The sequence below is a fragment of the Thermocrispum municipale DSM 44069 genome, from assembly GCF_000427825.1.
GTDB classification, from domain to species: Bacteria; Actinomycetota; Actinomycetes; order Mycobacteriales; family Pseudonocardiaceae; genus Thermocrispum; species Thermocrispum municipale.
Window position 1 is genome coordinate 99,439 of sequence record NZ_ATYT01000012.1, and the last position, 18,272, is coordinate 117,710.

General features: G+C 68.5%; 20 protein-coding genes and 1 tRNA gene. 11 read left to right on the forward strand and 10 right to left on the reverse strand.

Annotation, left to right across the window (positions count from 1 at the left end; translation table 11 throughout):
* The first annotated feature begins 538 nt into the window (after positions 1-538).
* The 6 genes from YWM_RS0112120 to YWM_RS0112145 all read left to right on the forward strand — a co-directional run bounded on the left by YWM_RS0112120 (position 539) and on the right by YWM_RS0112145 (position 6,237).
* Positions 539-1,927 carry a glycine--tRNA ligase gene (locus YWM_RS0112120; RefSeq protein WP_028850960.1) on the forward strand — a complete coding sequence of 463 codons (1,389 nt, stop codon included), beginning with the start codon at positions 539-541 and terminating at the stop codon, positions 1,925-1,927.
* 6 nt (positions 1,928-1,933) lie between these two features.
* Positions 1,934-2,563, forward strand: coding sequence for a YdcF family protein (locus YWM_RS0112125; RefSeq protein ID WP_028850961.1), 630 nt, complete (start codon positions 1,934-1,936; stop codon positions 2,561-2,563).
* Between the two features lie 195 nt (positions 2,564-2,758).
* Positions 2,759-4,021, forward strand: a complete 1,263-nt coding sequence (locus tag YWM_RS0112130) for a deoxyguanosinetriphosphate triphosphohydrolase (protein ID WP_028850962.1) — start codon at positions 2,759-2,761, stop codon at positions 4,019-4,021.
* Entirely contained in the window at positions 4,014-5,132 is a 1,119-nt protein-coding gene (locus YWM_RS0112135) for a serpin family protein (RefSeq protein ID WP_028850963.1), read from the forward strand. The genes YWM_RS0112130 and YWM_RS0112135 overlap by 8 nt, the downstream gene beginning before the upstream one ends.
* Before the next feature lie 154 nt (positions 5,133-5,286).
* Entirely contained in the window at positions 5,287-5,679 is a 393-nt protein-coding gene (locus YWM_RS0112140) for a MarR family winged helix-turn-helix transcriptional regulator (RefSeq protein WP_084612359.1), read from the forward strand.
* Between the two features lie 141 nt (positions 5,680-5,820).
* Complete coding sequence (locus tag YWM_RS0112145; protein WP_028850965.1) at positions 5,821-6,237, forward strand: organic hydroperoxide resistance protein; 417 nt, start codon at positions 5,821-5,823, stop codon at positions 6,235-6,237.
* A 1-nt stretch (position 6,238) separates the two neighbouring features.
* On the opposite strand, the gene YWM_RS0112150 is transcribed toward YWM_RS0112145, so the two are convergent.
* The 3 genes from YWM_RS0112150 to YWM_RS0112160 form a co-directional block, all read right to left on the reverse strand.
* Positions 6,239-6,802, reverse strand: a complete 564-nt coding sequence (locus YWM_RS0112150; RefSeq protein WP_028850966.1) for a carboxymuconolactone decarboxylase family protein — start codon at positions 6,800-6,802, stop codon at positions 6,239-6,241.
* A gap of 82 nt (positions 6,803-6,884) precedes the next feature.
* Entirely contained in the window at positions 6,885-7,811 is a 927-nt protein-coding gene (locus tag YWM_RS0112155) for a sigma-70 family RNA polymerase sigma factor (RefSeq protein WP_028850967.1), read from the reverse strand.
* A gap of 15 nt (positions 7,812-7,826) precedes the next feature.
* Positions 7,827-8,021, reverse strand: coding sequence for a ferredoxin (locus tag YWM_RS0112160; protein ID WP_028850968.1), 195 nt, complete (start codon positions 8,019-8,021; stop codon positions 7,827-7,829).
* 90 nt (positions 8,022-8,111) lie between these two features.
* Between YWM_RS0112160 and dnaG the strand changes: the two genes are divergently transcribed.
* From dnaG to YWM_RS0112175, 3 genes are read left to right on the forward strand one after another with little or no spacing between them, the layout of a single operon-like run.
* Positions 8,112-10,004, forward strand: coding sequence for a DNA primase (dnaG, locus tag YWM_RS0112165; RefSeq protein WP_043660831.1), 1,893 nt, complete (start codon positions 8,112-8,114; stop codon positions 10,002-10,004).
* The gene (locus tag YWM_RS0112170) at positions 10,004-10,498 is read left to right on the forward strand and encodes a hypothetical protein (protein WP_028850970.1); all 495 of its coding nucleotides are present in this window, start codon (positions 10,004-10,006) and stop codon (positions 10,496-10,498) included. Before dnaG ends, YWM_RS0112170 begins: the two co-directional genes overlap by 1 nt.
* Complete coding sequence (locus YWM_RS0112175; protein WP_028850971.1) at positions 10,498-11,250, forward strand: trans-aconitate 2-methyltransferase; 753 nt, start codon at positions 10,498-10,500, stop codon at positions 11,248-11,250. Before YWM_RS0112170 ends, YWM_RS0112175 begins: the two co-directional genes overlap by 1 nt.
* Here the strand turns inward: YWM_RS0112175 and YWM_RS0112180 are convergent.
* Positions 11,247-11,498, reverse strand: a complete 252-nt coding sequence (locus YWM_RS0112180; protein ID WP_028850972.1) for a hypothetical protein — start codon at positions 11,496-11,498, stop codon at positions 11,247-11,249. The genes YWM_RS0112175 and YWM_RS0112180 overlap by 4 nt on opposite strands.
* 148 nt (positions 11,499-11,646) lie before the next feature.
* On the opposite strand from YWM_RS0112180, the gene YWM_RS0112185 reads away from it, so the two are divergent.
* A tRNA-Asn gene (locus tag YWM_RS0112185) sits at positions 11,647-11,719 on the forward strand.
* A gap of 87 nt (positions 11,720-11,806) precedes the next feature.
* On the opposite strand, the gene YWM_RS0112190 is transcribed toward YWM_RS0112185, so the two are convergent.
* Positions 11,807-12,283: a DUF5946 family protein gene (locus YWM_RS0112190; RefSeq protein WP_156914754.1), complete on the reverse strand. Its 477-nt coding sequence runs from the start codon at positions 12,281-12,283 to the stop codon at positions 11,807-11,809.
* 40 nt (positions 12,284-12,323) lie between these two features.
* The gene (locus tag YWM_RS0112195) at positions 12,324-13,649 is read right to left on the reverse strand and encodes an IS30 family transposase (RefSeq protein ID WP_425426546.1); all 1,326 of its coding nucleotides are present in this window, start codon (positions 13,647-13,649) and stop codon (positions 12,324-12,326) included.
* Positions 13,650-13,798: 149 nt separating this feature from the next.
* On the opposite strand from YWM_RS0112195, the gene YWM_RS0112200 reads away from it, so the two are divergent.
* Complete coding sequence (locus tag YWM_RS0112200) at positions 13,799-14,002, forward strand: hypothetical protein (RefSeq protein WP_028850975.1); 204 nt, start codon at positions 13,799-13,801, stop codon at positions 14,000-14,002.
* A 3-nt stretch (positions 14,003-14,005) separates the two neighbouring features.
* Here the strand turns inward: YWM_RS0112200 and YWM_RS0112205 are convergent, their stop codons facing one another.
* From YWM_RS0112205 to YWM_RS0112220, 4 genes are all read right to left on the reverse strand, one after another.
* Positions 14,006-14,365 (reverse strand): hypothetical protein, encoded by a 360-nt coding sequence (locus tag YWM_RS0112205; RefSeq protein WP_156914756.1) that lies wholly within the window; start codon positions 14,363-14,365, stop codon positions 14,006-14,008.
* 212 nt (positions 14,366-14,577) lie between these two features.
* On the reverse strand, positions 14,578-15,237 hold the full coding sequence (locus tag YWM_RS23350) for a hypothetical protein (protein ID WP_052344825.1): 660 nt from the start codon (positions 15,235-15,237) through the stop codon (positions 14,578-14,580).
* 500 nt (positions 15,238-15,737) lie between these two features.
* The gene (locus tag YWM_RS0112215) at positions 15,738-16,967 is read right to left on the reverse strand and encodes an oxygenase MpaB family protein (protein ID WP_028850977.1); all 1,230 of its coding nucleotides are present in this window, start codon (positions 16,965-16,967) and stop codon (positions 15,738-15,740) included.
* Positions 16,968-16,989: 22 nt separating this feature from the next.
* The gene (locus YWM_RS0112220; protein ID WP_028850978.1) at positions 16,990-18,216 is read right to left on the reverse strand and encodes an oxygenase MpaB family protein; all 1,227 of its coding nucleotides are present in this window, start codon (positions 18,214-18,216) and stop codon (positions 16,990-16,992) included.
* Positions 18,217-18,272 lie beyond the last annotated feature (56 nt).

Below are 18,272 nucleotides of genomic sequence, written 5' to 3' on the forward strand. Positions count from 1 at the left end.
GGGTGTCGGATCGATGCGGGCGGTACCTCCACGCGGTGTCGGATCCAGCAGGCCGCATCGGCTCATAGGGCCGTCCGAGGCCTGCGGGAAGCTGACGCGGCTGCTGCGCCGGATCCGGCGGACCGCACCAGTGACTCGGACGTCCCGGCACGCGCGCAACGACGGCCGGGCTGAAGCTGACCGACCGGGTGCCGGTTGCTCGCGGCGTCCGGTCGCACCGGTGGGTCCCTCGGGGGAGGTCGTGTCGCATCGCCGACTACTTGCGGCGTTCGGTCGCACCGATTGGTGCGTCAGGGTCGATCAGTCGCGTCGCCGATTACTCGCAGTCCCGGTCGCACCGGTGGGTCCCTCAGGGGAGCTCGTGTCGCCAATAACCGGGGCCACCCGTCGCACGGGTGGGTCCCTCAGTGCCGCTCGAAGCTCTGTCTTCTTCCGCGATCGCGTAGCGTCGTGACCAGGCCCGGCTGTCTTCATCCGAACGTGGAATGGCTACCCTGGGCTGTACTCCACCACCAGTTCGACTTCATGCGGAGATTCAGTGGCCACCGATCGCCTCGAGACCATCGTCAGCCTGTGTAAGCGCCGCGGCTTCGTCTTCCCCTGCGGGGAGATCTACGGCGGTACCCGGTCGGCGTGGGACTACGGACCGCTGGGCGTGGAGCTGAAGGAGAACATCAAGCGCCAGTGGTGGAAGGCCATGGTGCAGGGCCGCGACGACGTCGTCGGCCTGGATTCCTCCGTCATCCTGCCGCGTCAGGTGTGGGAGGCGTCCGGCCACGTGCAGGCGTTCGTCGACCCGCTCATCGAGTGCCTGTCCTGCCACCGGCGGTGGCGGGCCGACCAGCTGGCGGAGGAGTACGCCGAGCGCACCGGCAAGGAGATCGCCGACAACGACGTTTCCGACGTCCCGTGCCCGAACTGCGGCACTCGGGGTCAGTACACCGAGCCGCGCGAGTTCAACGGCCTGCTGCGCACCACGCTCGGCCCGGTCGAAAGTGAAGAGGGCCTGCACTACCTGCGGCCGGAAACCGCCCAGGGCATCTTCATCAACTTCTCCAACGTGCTGACCACGGCCAGGACGAAGCCGCCGTTCGGCATCGGCCAGATCGGCAAGTCGTTCCGCAACGAGATCACGCCAGGCAACTTCATCTTCCGTACGCGCGAGTTCGAGCAGATGGAGATGGAGTACTTCGTCGAGCCGGGCGAGGACGAGAAGTGGCACCAGTACTGGATCGACGAGCGGATGCGCTGGTACACCGACCTCGGGATCAGCAAGGACAACCTGCGGTTGTACGAGCACCCGAAGGAGAAGCTGTCGCACTACTCCAAGCGCACCGTCGACATCGAGTACCGCTTCCAGTTCTCCAGCGGCCAGGAGTGGGGCGAGCTCGAGGGCATCGCCAACCGCACGGACTTCGACCTGACCACGCACTCCAACCACTCCGGCGTGGACCTGTCGTTCTTCGACCAGTCCTCCGGTGAGCGTTACCGGCCGTTCGTGGTCGAGCCGGCAGCGGGTGTGAACCGCTCGATGGTGGCGTTCCTGCTGGACGCCTACACCGAGGACGAGGCCCCCAACGCCAAGGGCGGCGTGGACAAGCGTGTGGTGCTCAAGCTCGACCGTCGGCTCGCGCCGGTCAAGGTCGCGGTACTGCCGCTGTCCCGTAACGCCGACCTGACGCCGAAGGCTCGCGATCTGGCCGCGGCGCTGCGTAAGCACTGGAACGTCCAGTTCGACGACGCTGCGTCGATCGGCAAGCGGTACCGCCGCCAGGACGAGATCGGCACGCCGTTCTGTGTGACGGTGGACTTCGACACCCTGGAGGACCAGGCGGTCACGGTGCGGGACCGCGACACCCTGGCGCAGGAGCGGATCGCCATCGACCAGCTCGAGTCCTACCTGGCCGCGCGCCTCGTCGGCTGCTAGCCCGTGGTGGGGGCGCGACGCTGGGTGATCCGGGGCGTCGTCGGCGCGGTCCTCGTCGGCCTGCTGGTGCTGGCCGGAACTGCGTTCCGAGTGTGGCAAGTCGCCCGCATCGACGATCGAACCCCGGCCGATGCCATCGTGGTCCTGGGGGCGGCGCAGTACAACGGTCGTCCGTCGCCGATCTTCGCCGCGCGGCTGGAGCACGCCAAAGAGCTGTACGACGAGGGCGTGGCTGATCGCATCATCACGCTCGGCGGAGGTCAGGTCGGGGACGCGACCACCGAAGCCGAGGCGGGCGCCAGTTGGCTGGTGGACGAAGGGGTGCCCCAGCGAGCGGTATCGGCGCTCGGCGAAGGCGCGGACACGCTGGGCAGTGTGCAGTCGTTCGCTGCTGCGGCGCGCAAGCAGGGCATCAAGTCCGCGGTGATCGTCAGCGACCCGTGGCATTCGCTGCGAGCCCGCACGATGGTGCGCGATCTCGGTATCGACGCGTGGACCTCGCCCACCCGCAGCGGGCCGATCGTGCAGACCCGGAAGACCGAAATGCGCTACATCTGGCGGGAAACACGTGCGCTGTTGTTCTACCGGTTCGTGACCTCACCGACTGAAGTCGTCAGCAGCGGAAGCCTGGACTAGCGCTCGACGGGACCAAGCCGACAGGCGCGGGGCTCAGGCGGATAGCGGGCGCAGCGCCGCCCGCGGCGCAGGCCCGGCGGATTGCCCACCTCGTACCGACGGGATCGCCGACGCCGACTCGTGTCGCCGACGGGAAGCCCCGCCACGGCGCGGCGCGTTTGGACCGATCACTCCGTGCGCTCCTAATCTTGTCCCATGTACACCGAGCACGATCGGGCCCGCCGGTACCCCGAGCCGCCTAAGCGCGCGTCCGTCGAGGGAGCCCACGACACCCGGGAACCCTTCGCCCGCGACCGGGCCCGCGTGCTGCACAGCGCCGCGCTACGCCGACTGGCCGGCAAGACACAGGTCGTCGGCCCGGGGGAGGGCGCGGAAGTCTCCGGCGTGCCCCGCACCCGGCTGACCCATTCGCTCGAGGTCGCCCAGATCGGCCGCGGCATCGCCGGCGACTTGGGCTGCGACCCCGACCTGGTGGACCTGGCCGGCTTGGCGCACGACATCGGCCACCCGCCCTTCGGACACAACGGCGAGGCGGCCCTGAACGAGGTCGCGGCCGGCATCGGCGGCTACGAGAGCAACGCACAGACGTTGCGCATCCTCAGCCGACTCGAGCCGAAACACCTCGAGGACGACATCCCGGTCGGGCTCAACCTCACCAGAGCCAGCCTCGACGCGACCACCAAATACCCGTGGCCGCGCAAGTCGGGCGAGCGCAAGTTCGGCGTCTACCCGGACGACATCGACGTCTTCCAATGGATTCGCGAGGGGGCGCCCGACGGCGTTCGCTGTCTGGAAGCGCAGATCATGGACTGGGCGGACGACGTGGCCTACTCGGTGCACGACGTGGAGGACGGCGTCCTCGCCGGGCGTATCTCGCTGCGGGTGCTGACAAGCCCTGGGGAACGAGCGGCCATCGCCGAGTTGGCGGCCAAGCACTTCTCCCATTTGGACGTCGCCACGCTGGAAGCCGCGGCTGCCGGCCTCCTCGAGTTGCCCGCGGTCGCCGAGCTGGCCCGGTCGGGCTGCGACTTCTCGCCGGGCGCCCTGGTGGCGTTGAAACGGATGACGTCGGAACTCGTCGGCCGCTTCGCCACGGCGGTCGTCGCGCCGACACGACGAGCCCACGGCGCCCATCCTCTCTGCCGCTACGCCGCCACCCTCGAGGTGCCCGACCAGGTCGCGGCGGAAGTGGCGCTGCTCAAGTCCCTCGCGCTGCGCTATGTGATGAGCGATCGCCGCCGGCTGGCGGTACAAGAAGGTCAACGGGAACTGCTCATGGAACTGACCGCCGTGGTCGCCGAGCGCGCACCGGATTCCCTCGACGCCCTGTTCGTCCCCGCGTGGCGGGCCGCCCGGGATGATGCGGCCCGCCTGCGGGTGGTGATCGACCAGGTGGCGACGTTGACCGATGCGCAGGCCGTGGCGTGGCACGCCTGGCACACTGGGCGCCATGGCTGACGCACCCGCCGAGCGCAGGCACCTGCAGTTCACGCTGGATTTGCATCGCATCATCGGCGCCGACGGCGGCACCGTGTGCTTCTCGCCGTACTCGGTGGAGAGTGCGCTCGGCATGGTCTATCAGGCTGCGCGTGGCTCCACGGCCGCGGAACTGCAGCACCTGCTGGACCCGGAGTCGTCCGACATCGGCAAGCAGGTGGAGTTGCTACGCGAAGCCGCCGTCCTGTCTGCCGAGCGGGGGAGTGACGAGCCGGTTCTCGAGGTCTCCAACACGCTGTGGGCCTGGGACCAGCTGCCGCTGAACGACTCGTTCACCGTCGAACTGTCCGGGTGGCCGGGGGCCAAGGTCGCGACCGCGCCGTTCGTGACCGATCCCGAGGCGGCCCGCCAAGCGATCAACGCCGACGTCGCGGAGGCCACCAGGGACCTGATCACCGATCTCGTGCCGGAGGGCGCGGTGGATTCCTCCACCGTGGCCAGCCTGGTCAACGCGCTCTACCTCAAGGTCGGCTGGCGCCAACCGTTCGCCGAGCACGAGACGACCGAGGAACCCTTCGCCACACCTTCGGGACAAGTCCGGGTGCCGATGATGCGGCAGACCGAGCGGCTCGGCTACGCACAAGCCGCGGGATGGACCGCGGTGGCGTTGCCCGCGGTCGGAGGCGTGCAAGCCGTCGGCCTGCTGCCGGACGGCGAGCTTGCCGAAGCCGAGGAGCACACGGATGCGGCAGCACTCGCCGCGGTGTTGAACCAAGTCCGGCCACGGCGCGTCGCACTGTCCTTCCCGCGCCTGAAGATCGCGTCCAACGTGCGGCTGACGGACGTGCTGGCCGAGCTCGGGGTGCGCCGGCTGTTCACCCCGGAGGCCGACCTCGGGGGACTGTCGACCGACCCGCGGCTGAAGGTGTCGGATGCGCTGCACGAATCGGTGCTGCGCGTCGACGAGAAGGGTCTGGAAGGCGCCGCCGCGACCGCCATGATGATCCGGATGACGTCGATCGTCGTGGAGGAGCCGGTCGCGGTGAGCTTCGATCGGCCCTTCCTGCTGCTGGTGCGGCACACCAGCTCCGGCGCGGTGTACTTCGCCGCGCGGATCGTCGACCCACGCTGATCTGCACAGTCACTCGCGAACCTGACACCTGCTGCCACCATTGTGGGCAATTTAATTGCGCACAACTTAATTGTGTGCAACCATAGGCGACGTGAGTGACAGCGATCTGCACCTGGAGAACCAGCTCTGCTTCGCGCTCTACCGCGCGTCGCGGATGATCCAGCAGGTCTACCGTCCGATGCTGGAGGAGCTGGGGCTGACGTATCCGCAGTACCTGGTGATGCTGGTGCTGTGGGAGCGCGGCTCGGTCACGCTCAAGGAGCTGGGGGCCGCGCTGGAGCTGGATTCCGGCACCCTCTCGCCGCTGATCAAGCGGCTCAAGGCGGCGGGTTTGGTCACCAGCGCCCGTCGGGTAACCGATGAACGGTCCGTGGAGATCGCGTTGACGCCCGAAGGGCGTGCGCTGCGGGAGCGCGCCACGGACATACCGCACAAGATCGGCTGCGCCACCCAGATGCAGGTCGACGACATCATCTCGCTTCGGAGCATGCTGACCGACCTGGCCGCGTCCCTGGCCGACAGTCACACCAAGGCGACGAAGGACTGACCTCGGCGCCTTTCCGACACAACCGAACCGCTTCCGGCTGACCCGAGTCAGCCGGCCGGGACACTGCGCGCTCGAACCGGGCGAGCAGCCACCTCTTCGCCTCGACTTCGTGGCGAAGCCACCGATGGAGGAGATCAGTCAATGGAAACGGTGTACACCGCACAGGCCACGGCGACCGGCTCCGGTCGAGGCGGCGAAGTCAGCTCGTCCGACGACAGGCTGAAGGTCGACCTCAGCATCCCGAAGGAGCTGGGCGGTGACGGGGGAGCGGGCACCAACCCGGAGCAGCTGTTCGCGGCCGGGTACTCGGCGTGCTTCCACAGCGCCCTGCAGCTGGTCGCGCGCAAGCAGAAGGTGCAGATCGAGGGGTCCTCGGTGACCGCCGAGGTGGGTATCGGCCCGGACGGCGAGAGCTTCGGCCTGGCCGTCGCCCTGACCGTCGACCTCCCCGGCGTCGACGCCGATGTCGCCCGCGGGTTGGTGGAGGCCGCGCACCAGGTGTGCCCGTACTCCAAGGCCACCCGGGGCAACATCGACGTCGAGCTGCGGGTCGCGTGACTCAGTTCTGCGCGGGCAGCTGGCAATTCTCCGCGAAACCCTGCGCGGGGATGCCCAGCGCGCTGTTGGTGCGAGCCCGCATGTTCTCCAGCGCGATGTGGTAGGTCAGCTCCACCACGCCCTCGTGGCCGAACTCCTCGACGAGTTCGGCCACTTGGGCGTCGGTCACTTCCACCGGCGTCGCCGTCATGGCGTCGGCGTAGGCCAGCGCCAGCTTCTCCTGCCGGCTGAACAGATCGGACGTCGGGTAGTCGTCGATGTGCTTGAGCCGGTCGATGTCCAGGCCGTGGTGGATCTGCAGCATGGTGCCGAAGTCGACGCACCAGGAGCAACCGAGCCGCACCGCGGTCCGGTACACCGCCAGCTCTCGCACGGCGTCGGGAAGGACGGAGCTGGCGCGTTCCACCATGAGTTCGTGCACCACGGTGGCGCGGAGCAGGCCCTTGTGGTGGGCGGTGACGGCGATCGGGTCGAGCGCGTCGCCGTACCTCTTCTTGGCGAACCGGACCATCATCTTGTTCGTCAGGCCCGAATTCTCCATGTCCACGGGTTCGATGCGCGGCATGCCGCACTCCCTTCGCTGAAGCACTGCGCTGTCACCGCCCTGACGAGATGGCGAGTGCGCGTGTGACAGCGGGGAGCGTGATTCAGAGCACACCAGTGGAGCGCAGCTTGTCCGGGTTGCACAGGTCGTAGATCGCGCCGATCTTGCCGTCGCGCACGACCGCAACCGTCAGCCGCGGATCCAACGGGCGGTACTCGTCCCTGCCCGGGTGCGGTGGCAGGAAGACGCCGAGATCGCCGTTGACCAGGATGGGTTGCGCGGTCGTGAAGGCTTCCGGTGCGTACAGGCGCAGCAGCCCCCGGTAGAACCGGATGATCTTGTCCGCGCCCTGCATGACCCGCAGCGCGGTACGTGCCTTGCCGTTGGAGTCGCCGACGAGCATCGCGTCCGGGTGCAGCAGCGCGGTCATCTTGTCCACGTCGCCTGCGAACAGGGCGGCCATGAACTGCTCGATCACCTGACGCTGCTCGGCCAGCTCGGCAGGCGGTGGCGGATCCGCCTGCTCGAGGAGGCGTCGCCCTCGGCTGGCGTGCTGCCGCGCGGTCGCCTCGCTGCAGCCCAGCACACCGGCGATCTCGGCGAACGGCACGCCGAACGCGTCGTGCAGCACGAACGCCACGCGTTGCTCCGGCGTGAGCCGGTCCAGCACGACCATCGCCGCCAGCCGGACGTCCTCGCCCTGCACGGCGAGCTGGAGAGGATCGTCCTGGCGCGGTCCGTCCAGCGGCGTCGCGATCGGTTCCGGCAGCCATGGCCCCACGTAGGACTCGCGGCGAGCGGTGGCCGAACGCAGCCGGTCCAGGCAGATCCGGCTGACCACGGTCGTCGACCATGCGGCGAGCTCGCGGATGCCGTCGCGTTCGGCAGGCTCCAGCGCCTGCAGCCGCAGCCACGCCTCCTGCACCGCGTCCTCGGCGTCCGTTCGGGTGCCGGTCAGCCGATAGGCGAGTGCCAGCAACCGCCCGCGTAGCGCGGTGAACTGTTCCGCCAGGGCGTCGAGGGAGGTCATGCCGCCGGGTACTCGCTACTCCTGGATGAACAGCGCGGCCATCGGGCAACTGTCGACGCCGATGCGCGCCTTCTCCTGCTTGTCGTCGGGGACCTCACGGTCGGTGCCCACCGCGCTGTAACCGTCGTCGTCGAGGGGGAACAGGTCCGGGTCCACCTCGTGGCACTGCCCGATACCGGCGCACTGATCGTTGTCGACGCTGATGCGCATGTGGTGGTCTCCTTCTCGGGAACTGCGGGTGTCGGCTCCATCGTGCACGGTAGCCGCTCACGGTCGGGGTCGAGGTCCTAGACTAATGGCGTGCCACGCCTGATCCGGGAGAGCGACATCGCGGAAGTCCGCGACCGCAACCGGATCGACGAGGTCGTGTCCGACTACGTCGCACTCCGCCGCGCGGGCGGCGGCGCCCTCAAGGGGCTGTGCCCGTTCCACGACGAGAAGACTCCGTCGTTCAACGTGCGGCCGTCGCACGGTACCTTCCACTGCTTCGGCTGCGGCGAGGGTGGCGACGTCATCAAGTTCGTCATGCAGATCGAGCACCTCGGCTTCGTCGAGGCGGTGCAGCGGCTGGCGGACCGGGTCGGTTACACGCTGACCTACACCGGCGGCGGCCCGAGCGTGCAGCGCGACCGCGGCACGCGGGCTCGACTGATCGAGGCGCACCGGGCGGCGCAGCAGTTCTACGCCGAGCAGCTGAACAGCCCGGAAGCCCGGCTGGCGCGCGACTTCCTCACCGAGCGGGGTTTCGACGCCGCCGACATCAAGCGGTTCGGCTGCGGATACGCCCCGAGCGGATGGGATCAGCTGACGCGGCACTTGTTGTCGCTGGGCTTCGAGGTGCAGGAGCTGTACAAGGCGCAGCTGGCCAAGGAAGGCTCGCGCGGCAAGCCGCTGGACCGGTTTCATCGCAGGCTGTTGTGGCCGATCCGGGACCTGGCCGGGGACGTGGTCGGGTTCGGGGCGCGCAGGCTGTTCGCCGACGACAAGATCGAGGCGAAGTACCTCAACACCAGCGAGAGCCCGATCTACCGCAAGTCCCAGGTGTTGTTCGGGCTCGACCTGGCCAAGCGGGAGATCGCCAAGCGCCATCAGGTCGTGGTCGTCGAGGGCTACACCGACGTGATGGCCATGCACGCGGCGGGCGTGCCGACGGCAGTGGCCACGTCGGGCACGGCGTTCGGGGCGGATCACATGACCGTGCTGCGCCGGCTGATGATGGACGACGACGCGTTCCGCGGCGAGGTGATCTTCACCTTCGACGGTGACGAAGCGGGTCAGAAGGCCGCGTTGAAGGCGTTCGAAGGTGACCAGACGTTCGCCGGCCAGACCTACATCGCCGTCGCGCCGGACGGCATGGATCCGTGCGAGCTGCGCTTGGCCAAGGGGGATGCGGCCGTGCGGGATCTGGTGGCCAGGCGGATCCCGCTGTTCGAGTTCGCGATCAAGTCGATGCTGCGCGACTACGACCTGGACTCGGTGGACGGCCAGGTCGCCGCGCTGCAGAAGACCGTGCCGCTGGTGGCTCGCATCAAGGACGAGGCCAAGCGCGACGGCTACGCGGTGAAGCTGGCGTTCTGGGTCGGCTGGCAGGACGAGGCGATGGTGGTCCGTCGGGTGCGCGAGACCGCCGGAGCCGAGGTGGTCGTCCGGCGTCGCGCGTCGCGAAACGGTTCGCAGCGCAACGCGCAGGGTGGCTTGCCGCGTCCCGATCCTCGTGATCCGAAGCTCCAGTCCGAGCGGGAGGCGCTCAAGGCCGCGTTGCAGGAGCCGGCGTTGGCCGGCCCGGCCTACGACGCGCTGCCGGAGGACGCGTTCACGCACCCGGTGTACGTCGCGATCCACAAAGCCGTGCTGGCTGCCGGGGGAGCGGCGTCGGGTTTGGAAGGGCCGGAGCTGCTGGAGGCGGCCGGTAAGAACTGCACCGACGACACCGCCCGGATGGTGCTGTCGGAGCTGGCTGTCGAGCCGCTCCGGACCAAGAACGGCGAAGTCGACGCCCACTACGTGGCCACCGTGCTCGCCGCGGTGCAGCAAGCCCTGGTCGGGCGGCAGATCGCGGACGTGAAGTCGAAGTTGCAGCGCTTGTCGCCGGTTGACCAGCAGGAGGAGTACCACGCGTTGTTCGGGGACCTGGTGGCCTTGGAGCAGTACCGCAAGGCGCTGCTGGAACGCGCGGTCGGAGGCCTGGACTGATGAAGTGGCTGCGCCGACTGCTCGGTGACGACCTTCCGGAAGGCTTCACCGGCTCGCTCGACCCGGACGAGCACGTGCTGGCCCAGGCGAACGGCGTCGTGGCGACCAACCGTGGCCTGTGGTTGCCGGAAGAGGACGGCGACGTGCGCATCGCGTGGCACTTCTTCACGAAGGCGACGTGGGGCGAGGGCAAGCTCACCGTGGTGTGGGCACAGCAGGTCCAGGCAGCGGGCAAAGCGGTGGTGATCGCGGACCTGCCGCCGCGCACGTTCGAGCTGGAGCGACCCGGCAAGTTGCCCGTAGTGGTGCGCAAGCGGATCGACGGCTCGATCACGTCGCGATACCGCAAGGAGCTGCCGGACGGTGGCGGAGCATGGTTCGTGCAGCGCAAGACACCGGGAGGGCCGGTGTTGCAAGCCCGGCCGGACAAGGGCACTGATGTGGAATTGGTCGCCGACATCGCGCGGGAAGCCGCGGACAAGTTGAGTCGCTGATGTGGGATCCCAGCCAGTACCTGCGTTATGCGGATGAGCGTGCGCGCCCGTTCGCGGAGTTGCTGAACCGGGTCGACGCGGAGAATCCTCGGCGCGTCGTCGACGTCGGCTGCGGGCCAGGTCACCTCACCGCGCGGCTGCGCGAACGATGGCCGGACGCCGAGGTCGAAGCGCTGGACAGTTCACCGGACATGGTCGCCGCGGCGCGGAAGCTCGGCGTCGATGCCCGGGTGCAGGACGTTCGGGAGTGGCTGCCGCCCGCCGATGCCGACGTGGTGGTGTGCAACGCCGTACTGCAGTGGGTACCTGGGCACGAGAAGTTGCTGCCGCGGTGGGCCGAGGCGATGCCGTCCGGTGGGTGGCTGGCCGTGCAGGTTCCCGGCCACCAGAAGTCGCCGTCGCACCAACTGATCGGGGAGTTCATCGGCGATCCGCAGTGGGGGTTGGGCGGTATCGACCAGGTCAGGGATGTGCTCGACCCGGTGGGCTACGCCGAGCTGCTCGAGGACGCCGGCTGCACGGTCGATGCCTGGGAGACGACCTATCTGCAGCGACTCACAGGGCGGGACGCCGTGCTCGAATGGCTCGAGGGCACGACCCTCCGCCCGATCCGTGCCGCGTTGAACGAGCAACGGTGGGCGGAGTTCCGCGAGCAGCTCGGCGCGCGGCTGCGGGACGCCTACCCGATGCGGGAAGACGGCACCACGTGGTTTCCGTTTCGCCGGGTCTTCTTCGTCGCCCGGGTCGGTTAGCCCTGTGTCCCGCTGGGACGTTTCTCCGCGGGGGCGGCCGTGGCGGCTGAAGCCGGCTTCGACTTCGCGGAGTTGCCGCCGAACGGCATCTTCTCCGTGACCTTCGCCCGGGCGACACCGGCTGCGCTCTGCACGGCGGGATGGTCGGCCAGCTTGCGATAGTTGCGCATCAGCTGCTCGTAGCGGCTGCGGCCAGCTCGCGCGCCCAGCACGTATCCAATGGCCGCGCCGAGAAGTAAGCGCATCATGGGCTCCTCCTTGTGATCCGGTGTGGTTCGGATTCCCGCTTCGGCGCGGCGCCACTCATGCGGGTTTTCAAGGCACCCCGGCGATCAGTCCGCAAAGGGGGTGGGATACAGTTTGGTGGTGCCGCGCCGCGGAGGTGACGGGACACTTTCCCTCGTAGCTCAATTGGCAGAGCAGCCGGCTGTTAACCGGCAGGTTGTTGGTTCGAGTCCAACCGGGGGAGCAAAACCCCAGGTCAGAGGCCTGGGGGTTTTCTTGTGTTCGGACCGAGTCGGCCGATACCTCCGCAAACCGTCCACGAACGCGCGGCTCAGCCGAGCGCCCGGTCGAGGTCGTCCACAGTGGAGGCCGCCCAGCTACGAACGGCTTGCGGATAGTCCTGTTCCGAGCCTGCGAGAACGTCCTCGGCGGTCACGGTCCACTCGCGTGGCCACGCGGGGTCGACATGGCTCCGGTCGCCCGGCGCAGCCATGCGTCCTGCCTTGGCTCCCGACGTCATGTGACGGCCCATCTCGTGACGAATGTGCGCGATCGGGGGAGCGGACGGTCCCAGCGCACGGCGGACCGAGTCGCGGAGGACCGGCAGAGTGTCCGCCCCGACGCGAAACGGGTGCTGAAGCTGATAGGACGCGATCGCGAAGAAGTGCGCGCGCATGCCGTGTTCGGAGTCCAGGCCGGGGAGCACGCGCGTCTCGATCTCAAGTAGTTGATGGACGCGCGTCCAGCAGTCGCCCGAGTCCGGCAATGTGGCCCCGCACTCCGGACACACTGCCCGCCCTGTGCTCACGGGCACCTGGGCGGGTTCAACCGGTCCATGCAACACCGGGCTATTGGAGCGACTGTAGCTGCTCGGCGAACACCTCGGCTGGTGTCTTCCACCCGAGGACTTTGCGGGGCCGGTTGTTGACCGCCACAGCGACGGCCTCGAGGTCCTCGGGCGACCAGCGGGACAGGTCGGTGCCCTTGGGGAAGTACTGCCGCAGCAGCCCGTTGGTGTTCTCGTTCGAGGGTCGCTGCCAGGGTGAGTGTGGGTCAGCGAAGAACACCCTCGTCCCGGTGTCGACCGTGAGTTGCGCATGTCCGGAGAGTTCCTTGCCGCGGTCCCAGGTGAGGGTCTTGCGCAACTGCTCGGGCAGTGTCGTGAGCGAGGCGGTCAACGCGGCGTTCATCGCGACAGCGCCGTAACCGCCCAGGGCCGGGCCGTTCTTCACCGCAGGCTGTTCGCCCCAGCCTTCCAGCCGGGGCAGGTGCACCAACAGCGTGGAGCGGCTGGAGCGCTCGATGAGGGTGCCGATCGCCGACCGGCCGGTACCGATGATCAGGTCGCCCTCCCAGTGCCCGGGAACAGCGCGGTCAGCGGCCTCGGCGGGCCGCTGGCTGAGCACGACGTCAGCGGTGACATGCCCTNGCGGTTTGTTCCGCGACCGCTGCCGAGGCTCGCGCAGCGCCCGCCCGGTGCGTAGGCATGCGACCAGCTCCCGCTTCAATGCGCCCCGGCCCTCGATAAACAGCGACTGGTAGATCGCCTCGTGGCTGATGCGCATGGACTCATCATCAGGGAAGTCGATCTTCAGCCGGGCAGAGATCTGCTCCGGACTCCATGCCAGTGACCAGCGCCGGTCGGCCCGGTGCGGCTTGTTCAAACCCTTCCACGCCGGTGTCTGCGGTCCGGCGACGATCGTGCCGTCGGGGCCGCGGACGTGGCCGGCGAGCCGCTCCTGCACGTACTGGCGCAATCGGTCGTTGTCCACGAGCTTGGCGGTCTTCGGGCGCTTGGCCGCCTGCTGCGCCTTCCACTGCGCCACCAGCGCCCGGTACTCCTGCTTCCCGCTCCTGGTCGCGGCGTTGCGGCGCAACTCCCGCGAGATCGTCCCCGGGTCGCGTCCGAGCCTGCGGGCGATCTCCCGAACCCCGATGTCCTGGGCGCGGAGCAGGGCGATCTCCTCCCGCTCGAGGAACGACAGGTATCGGCCCGAGGGCTCGTCCAGACTCAGTGGCGGCATCCCGCCAGCGTGGCGGAACCAGCGGATCCCGACGGGCGACGACACGCCCACGGCCTGCGAGGCCTCGACCGTCGTGATCCCCGTAGCGATCAGGCGCCAGAACTCACGCTGCACCGCCCGCGACGGCTCCGGTCGCCCGGGGGAACGCATCGGCGGCCGAAGCGCACGGTCCGCCGCCCACTGCCGCCGAGCTCCCGCCGGAGCCGGCGGCAACTGCTTCCTCTCACGACCCATCTGATACCTCCGAGTTCGAGGTGTTGCGACGACCAGTTGAATCCGCACAGGATGCGCTGCCCATTGTGGGCACCGAACCGAACCAAGTGGTGGACGTCTCCGGCGACGGACACATGCTGGCGGTGAAACACGGCTCGACGGTGGACCCTGTTCCGATGGATCCCGCCAAGTGGCGCAGCACGTTGTGCGGTGTCCTCGGGGGCCGCGAGTTCACCCCGTCGGAGCGTGCCTGGTTGCCGGAAGGTGTCAGTGACGAGCCGCTGTGCTGACGATCAATACGTCGCCAGTTCCCGCTCGATCTGCTCCATCTCGCGGTTGAACTCGTCGACCGCCTGATCGAGCGCATAGGCGCCGTAGAAGCAGCAGAGCAGCGCGACGGTCCCGCAGATCGCACCCCACAGCGACATCGTGCGGTTGACGTACTGCCGACCGCGACCGATGACCCCGATGATGACGGCGACGGCCGACGGGAGGAGCGGCACCCACCAGAACAGGATGGGGATGAACAGGGCTGCCAGCAGCGACGGCACCCCGAGACACAGCGCCACGATCCCCGGCGTACCGCTCGGTGCCTTGGCGTGGACGATCTGCTGCGGCGGATACGGGTAGGGGTGCTGATACGGACTGGTCACGGCGTCCTCCTCGATCCACACCGAGATCGCCGGAATCCGACAAACCGTTACAAACGGTCAGGTGGTCGGCGGCCGGTGGTCGCGGAGGTGTGCCGAGTGAGGTGCACGGGCGGTTCGGCGAGGGATCGAGGCGCGGCGCCGTGCGGCCGCCGCGGCAAGTTCAGGACGAGATTCGGGCTCGCGTCGTGGTCGAGCCCGAACATCTCCTGTGCCTACTTGGTCGGCCGTGACGGCTCCGGCGACGGCCGGGACTGCGGCTCCGGGACGGCCGGGCCTTCGCCCTCTTCCGCCTTCTCGTCGGCCAGTGCGGCGCGGTCGCGCTCGCGAAGCTGCTGCCACACCACCGACTTGCGCTGCCAGCCCGATTCCGGCATGGCGTCACCGCCGCCGATGCCCAGGCTGCGCCGCGCGCATTCGTAGAACCGCGCCCGGTCGCGGGCGGCCTGCTGCCACATCTCGTCCCACATCGCGCGGCTGTTCAGGCTGCCGTTGGCGAACCACTCCAGCTTCCAGACGCATTCGTGCCACCGACGGGCGGCGGCAATCGTGTCCGGGTCGCCCAAAAGGAGCACGGCTTCCCAGCGGGAATTGCGCTCCGCGTCCAGCTCGGCCAGCATCGGCAAACCCTCTTCCGGGGAAAGTGGTTTGTCCGATGCGCCGAATCCCCGGCCGGCCGCGATGCGAATGGCGACCTGGATGTACTGCTTGATGATGTTCGCGTACGCCGCGTAAGCATCCAAGCGAGCCTGATCCCACCGGGCGTCGCGCTCGCGAAGCCAGCGAGCCCGGACGACCTGGGCGGTGACCACGTAAGTCACCACGGCGCCAACGGCAACACCGAGCAGGGGAAGGAGTTGCACAACGTAGGGCATACCGCCATCCTGAACTCTTTTTCTGCAAGGTCAAGCGGGCACAGTAGCGCCACGGTGTGACAAAAGCTATGCGCACGCTCTGTGACGTTGTCCGGGCGTTGCCTGGCCGTTGTGGTAATCGGACTATGTCGACAAAAAGGGAGCCTGGGCCGGTGGCCCTGTGCGTCTCATGATCAAAATTTGGGCGCGATTGTGGCAAGCCGTGCAAAATGGAGGCTCTGTGTCGCGTGTGCCATTTTGTGGTTGCGCACGCAAATTCTTGGGCCTCCCGATGGAGCGCCCGTTCGACGGCGAGGTTTCGGCCGCCCGCGAGGGCTTGGGACGCTGGTGTCTCGGTCGTGTTGCGGGGGCATCGGAGATGGCCATCGCCTGCCGTGCCGCGGGGTGCCGCTGCGATGCACGTCGCACAAGGAACTCGTGCCGATGAGGTATGGCCTCGAGCTGTGCTCCCGGCGTGATGCCAGGGTCGCGCAGCGCACGTGCGCCCCTTCGCGCGGGCTCTAGCTCGGGCGGTTGTGGGTCGGGATCTCGATCTTGGTCTCGCGGCCCTTGGTCAAGTAGAACAGGATGTACCGGCGCAACGCTTCGTCCACCGTCCACGCCGCCTCCGGCACCAGAGGGAGCGGGATCAACCCCTCGCGGAACCTCACCAGCATCGGCCATGCCTCGGGGAGCACCCGGTCCCACACCGGCTCGCGCTGGATGCCGTCCCAGTCGGCCACTCGGTCGCCGACCAGGTACCTGGCCAACGCGTTGCACAGCGGCCTGCTCAGGCTCGCCGGGCTGGTCTGCTCGGCCAGCTGGCCGAGCAGGATGTCGGTGAGCTCGACGCCCTCCGGGGTCGGTCCCATGTTGCGCGCCAGGATCTGGTCCGACTGGTCGTAGGCGGCCTCCCACGTCGCCGGGATGTACTCGTCGCTGATGCCGAGCATGTGTGCGGTGACCTGCCACAAGTGCAGGTACGCCTCGGCGTCGGCGTCGGAGATCCGCACGCCCCACTCCGGCATCGTGCGCATCGCGAACGTGGGCAGCGTGTGCCAGGTGACGAGCATGTCCTCCTGGCTGATCGGGATGTCCTCGTCCGCGCCCTGTTGCCAGCGTGCCGACTGGGGCAGCAGATGTCGCACGGCCGCGTGCACCAGCCGGGTCTTGACGCATTCGACGATGCATGCCCCGTCGGGCCGGTAGGCGTTGAGCGATCCGACGGCGAACCCGAGCAGGCTGGTCTTGGCGACCCGATCCTCCATGTCCGCGCCGCCCGCCGAGTAGTAGACCGCCCGGGCTTCCTTCGGGATCGCGGTGGCCAGGATCCCGCCACCTGGGCCGTTGCACAGGTTCAGATACAGCCCACGGCTCTTGTTGAACTCCGCCGCCCGCTCGAGCTTGTCGTGGTCGGCCCACTCCGGCAGCGTGCGGGCGTGTTCCATGAAGTCCCGCAACTCGGACGGCAGCCCCGCGGGGAGCGGCTGGTCGTTGCGCTCCCAGCCCCACAGCAGCTCGTTGATCTTCGGCACCAGTCCGCGCTCGAGCATGGACGCCATGAGCGGGTCGGCTTCGTCGTCCCACACCCAATGCGGGTCGGTGCCGGCTCCCGAGCCCGCCACCGAACGCGTGGGGGAGAAGTCCCATCCGACGAGCTCTCGCGCGCGTGCCGGCGATGTCGCGACCAGTGCACCCAACGCGGCAAGTCCGCCACCGGCCAGAATTGCCTTGCGCCTGCTCAGCTCCATGGTGGTGTACCCCCTGTGGTGATCAGGACGGACGGTTCCCGGTCGGGATCTCGATCGAGATCGGCTGATCGCCCTCGGACAGGTAGAGCAACACCGCTTTGCGCAGGAACTCGTCGAACAGCCAGTACGTCTCCGGCGCTCCGGGGAAGTGCACACCGACTTCGCGGGCGGCGATGAACGGCCGCCAGAACGTGCGCAGCATCGGATCCCACACCGGCTCGCGCGGGATCTCCAGCCATCCGGCGATCCGGTCGCCGAGCACGTAGCGGGTGAACGCGCCCATCACCGGCCTGCTGAGCACGGTGCCGTCGATCTGCTTGCCCATGTCGAGCAGGATGTCGGCCAGGTTCTTGCCTTCCGGGGTCGGCGCGAGGATCGGGTCGAGCACCTGCTTGGCCTGGCTGTCGGCCTGGTGCCAGGTGGCCGGGATGTATTCGTCGTCGACCCCCAGCATGTGCGCGGTGACCTGCCACGAGTGCAGGTACGCCTCGGCGTCGTCGGCCGGGATCGGCACCTGCCAGCCGAGCATCTTCTGTCGCACGGTGGTGGCCAAGCTGTGGAACGTGACCAGGATGTCGGCCTGGCTGATCGGGATGTCCTCGTCGGCAACCTGGTCCCAGTGCGGAGACTGCGGCAGCAGGTGCCGCACCGCCGCGTGCACCAGCCGGGTCTTCACGCAGGTGACGATCATTTCCCCGCCCGGCTCATAGGCGTTCTCGGTGCCGATGTCGTAGCCGAGCTTCGCGGTCTTGGCGATGCGATCCTTCATGTTCGCGCCGCCGTAGGAGTAGTAGACCGCGCGCGCTTCCCGCGGGATGACCGTGCTCATCATGCCGCTGGCCATGCCGTACAGCACGCCCAGGTACAGACCGCGGCGCTTGGTGAAGTCGAACGCCTGCGCCAGCTTGTCGTGATCGGCCCAGTCCGGCAGCCGGCGCGCCTGTTCGATGAAGTCGCGCAGCTCAGCGGGAAGGCCTGTAGGCAGCGGCTGGTCGTTCGTGGTCCACTGCCGCAGCAGCTCGTTGACTCGCGGCACGGCGCCGTCGTCCAGCAGGGAGGCGACCACCGGGTCGGCCGCCGGATCCCACACCCGTCTCGGATCCACGCCCGCACCGGATCCGGCCACCGACCCGCGCGGCGACCAGGTCCACAGCGTGCGAGCCGTTGCGGGGGCTGCCACGGTCAGCGCGCCGAGCGCACCCAGTGCGCCACCGGAAACCAATGCCTTGCGCCTGCTGAGTCCTGCCATGGGGCGCACTCCTCCTCGAGCCGCGAGCCACGAATGAAACTGTGAGACAACTTGCG

Excerpts from the sequence above, each read along its gene's own strand:
- YWM_RS0112215 (WP_028850977.1), bottom strand. The coding sequence starts at position 16,967 with ATGGAGCTGAGCAGGCGCAAGGCAATTCTGGCCGGTGGCGGACTTGCC.
- YWM_RS0112150 (WP_028850966.1), bottom strand. The coding sequence starts at position 6,802 with ATGCCGCGCATCGAACCCGTGGACATGGAGAATTCGGGCCTGACGAAC.
- YWM_RS0112175 (WP_028850971.1), top strand. The coding sequence starts at position 10,498 with ATGTGGGATCCCAGCCAGTACCTGCGTTATGCGGATGAGCGTGCGCGC.
- YWM_RS23350 (WP_052344825.1), bottom strand. The coding sequence starts at position 15,237 with ATGCCCTACGTTGTGCAACTCCTTCCCCTGCTCGGTGTTGCCGTTGGC.
- YWM_RS0112145 (WP_028850965.1), top strand. The coding sequence starts at position 5,821 with ATGGAAACGGTGTACACCGCACAGGCCACGGCGACCGGCTCCGGTCGA.
- YWM_RS0112135 (WP_028850963.1), top strand. The coding sequence starts at position 4,014 with ATGGCTGACGCACCCGCCGAGCGCAGGCACCTGCAGTTCACGCTGGAT.
- YWM_RS0112155 (WP_028850967.1), bottom strand. The coding sequence starts at position 7,811 with ATGACCTCCCTCGACGCCCTGGCGGAACAGTTCACCGCGCTACGCGGG.
- YWM_RS0112140 (WP_084612359.1), top strand. The coding sequence starts at position 5,287 with ATGATCCAGCAGGTCTACCGTCCGATGCTGGAGGAGCTGGGGCTGACG.
- YWM_RS0112220 (WP_028850978.1), bottom strand. The coding sequence starts at position 18,216 with ATGGCAGGACTCAGCAGGCGCAAGGCATTGGTTTCCGGTGGCGCACTG.
- YWM_RS0112170 (WP_028850970.1), top strand. The coding sequence starts at position 10,004 with ATGAAGTGGCTGCGCCGACTGCTCGGTGACGACCTTCCGGAAGGCTTC.
- YWM_RS0112180 (WP_028850972.1), bottom strand. The coding sequence starts at position 11,498 with ATGATGCGCTTACTTCTCGGCGCGGCCATTGGATACGTGCTGGGCGCG.
- YWM_RS0112130 (WP_028850962.1), top strand. The coding sequence starts at position 2,759 with ATGTACACCGAGCACGATCGGGCCCGCCGGTACCCCGAGCCGCCTAAG.
- YWM_RS0112160 (WP_028850968.1), bottom strand. The coding sequence starts at position 8,021 with ATGCGCATCAGCGTCGACAACGATCAGTGCGCCGGTATCGGGCAGTGC.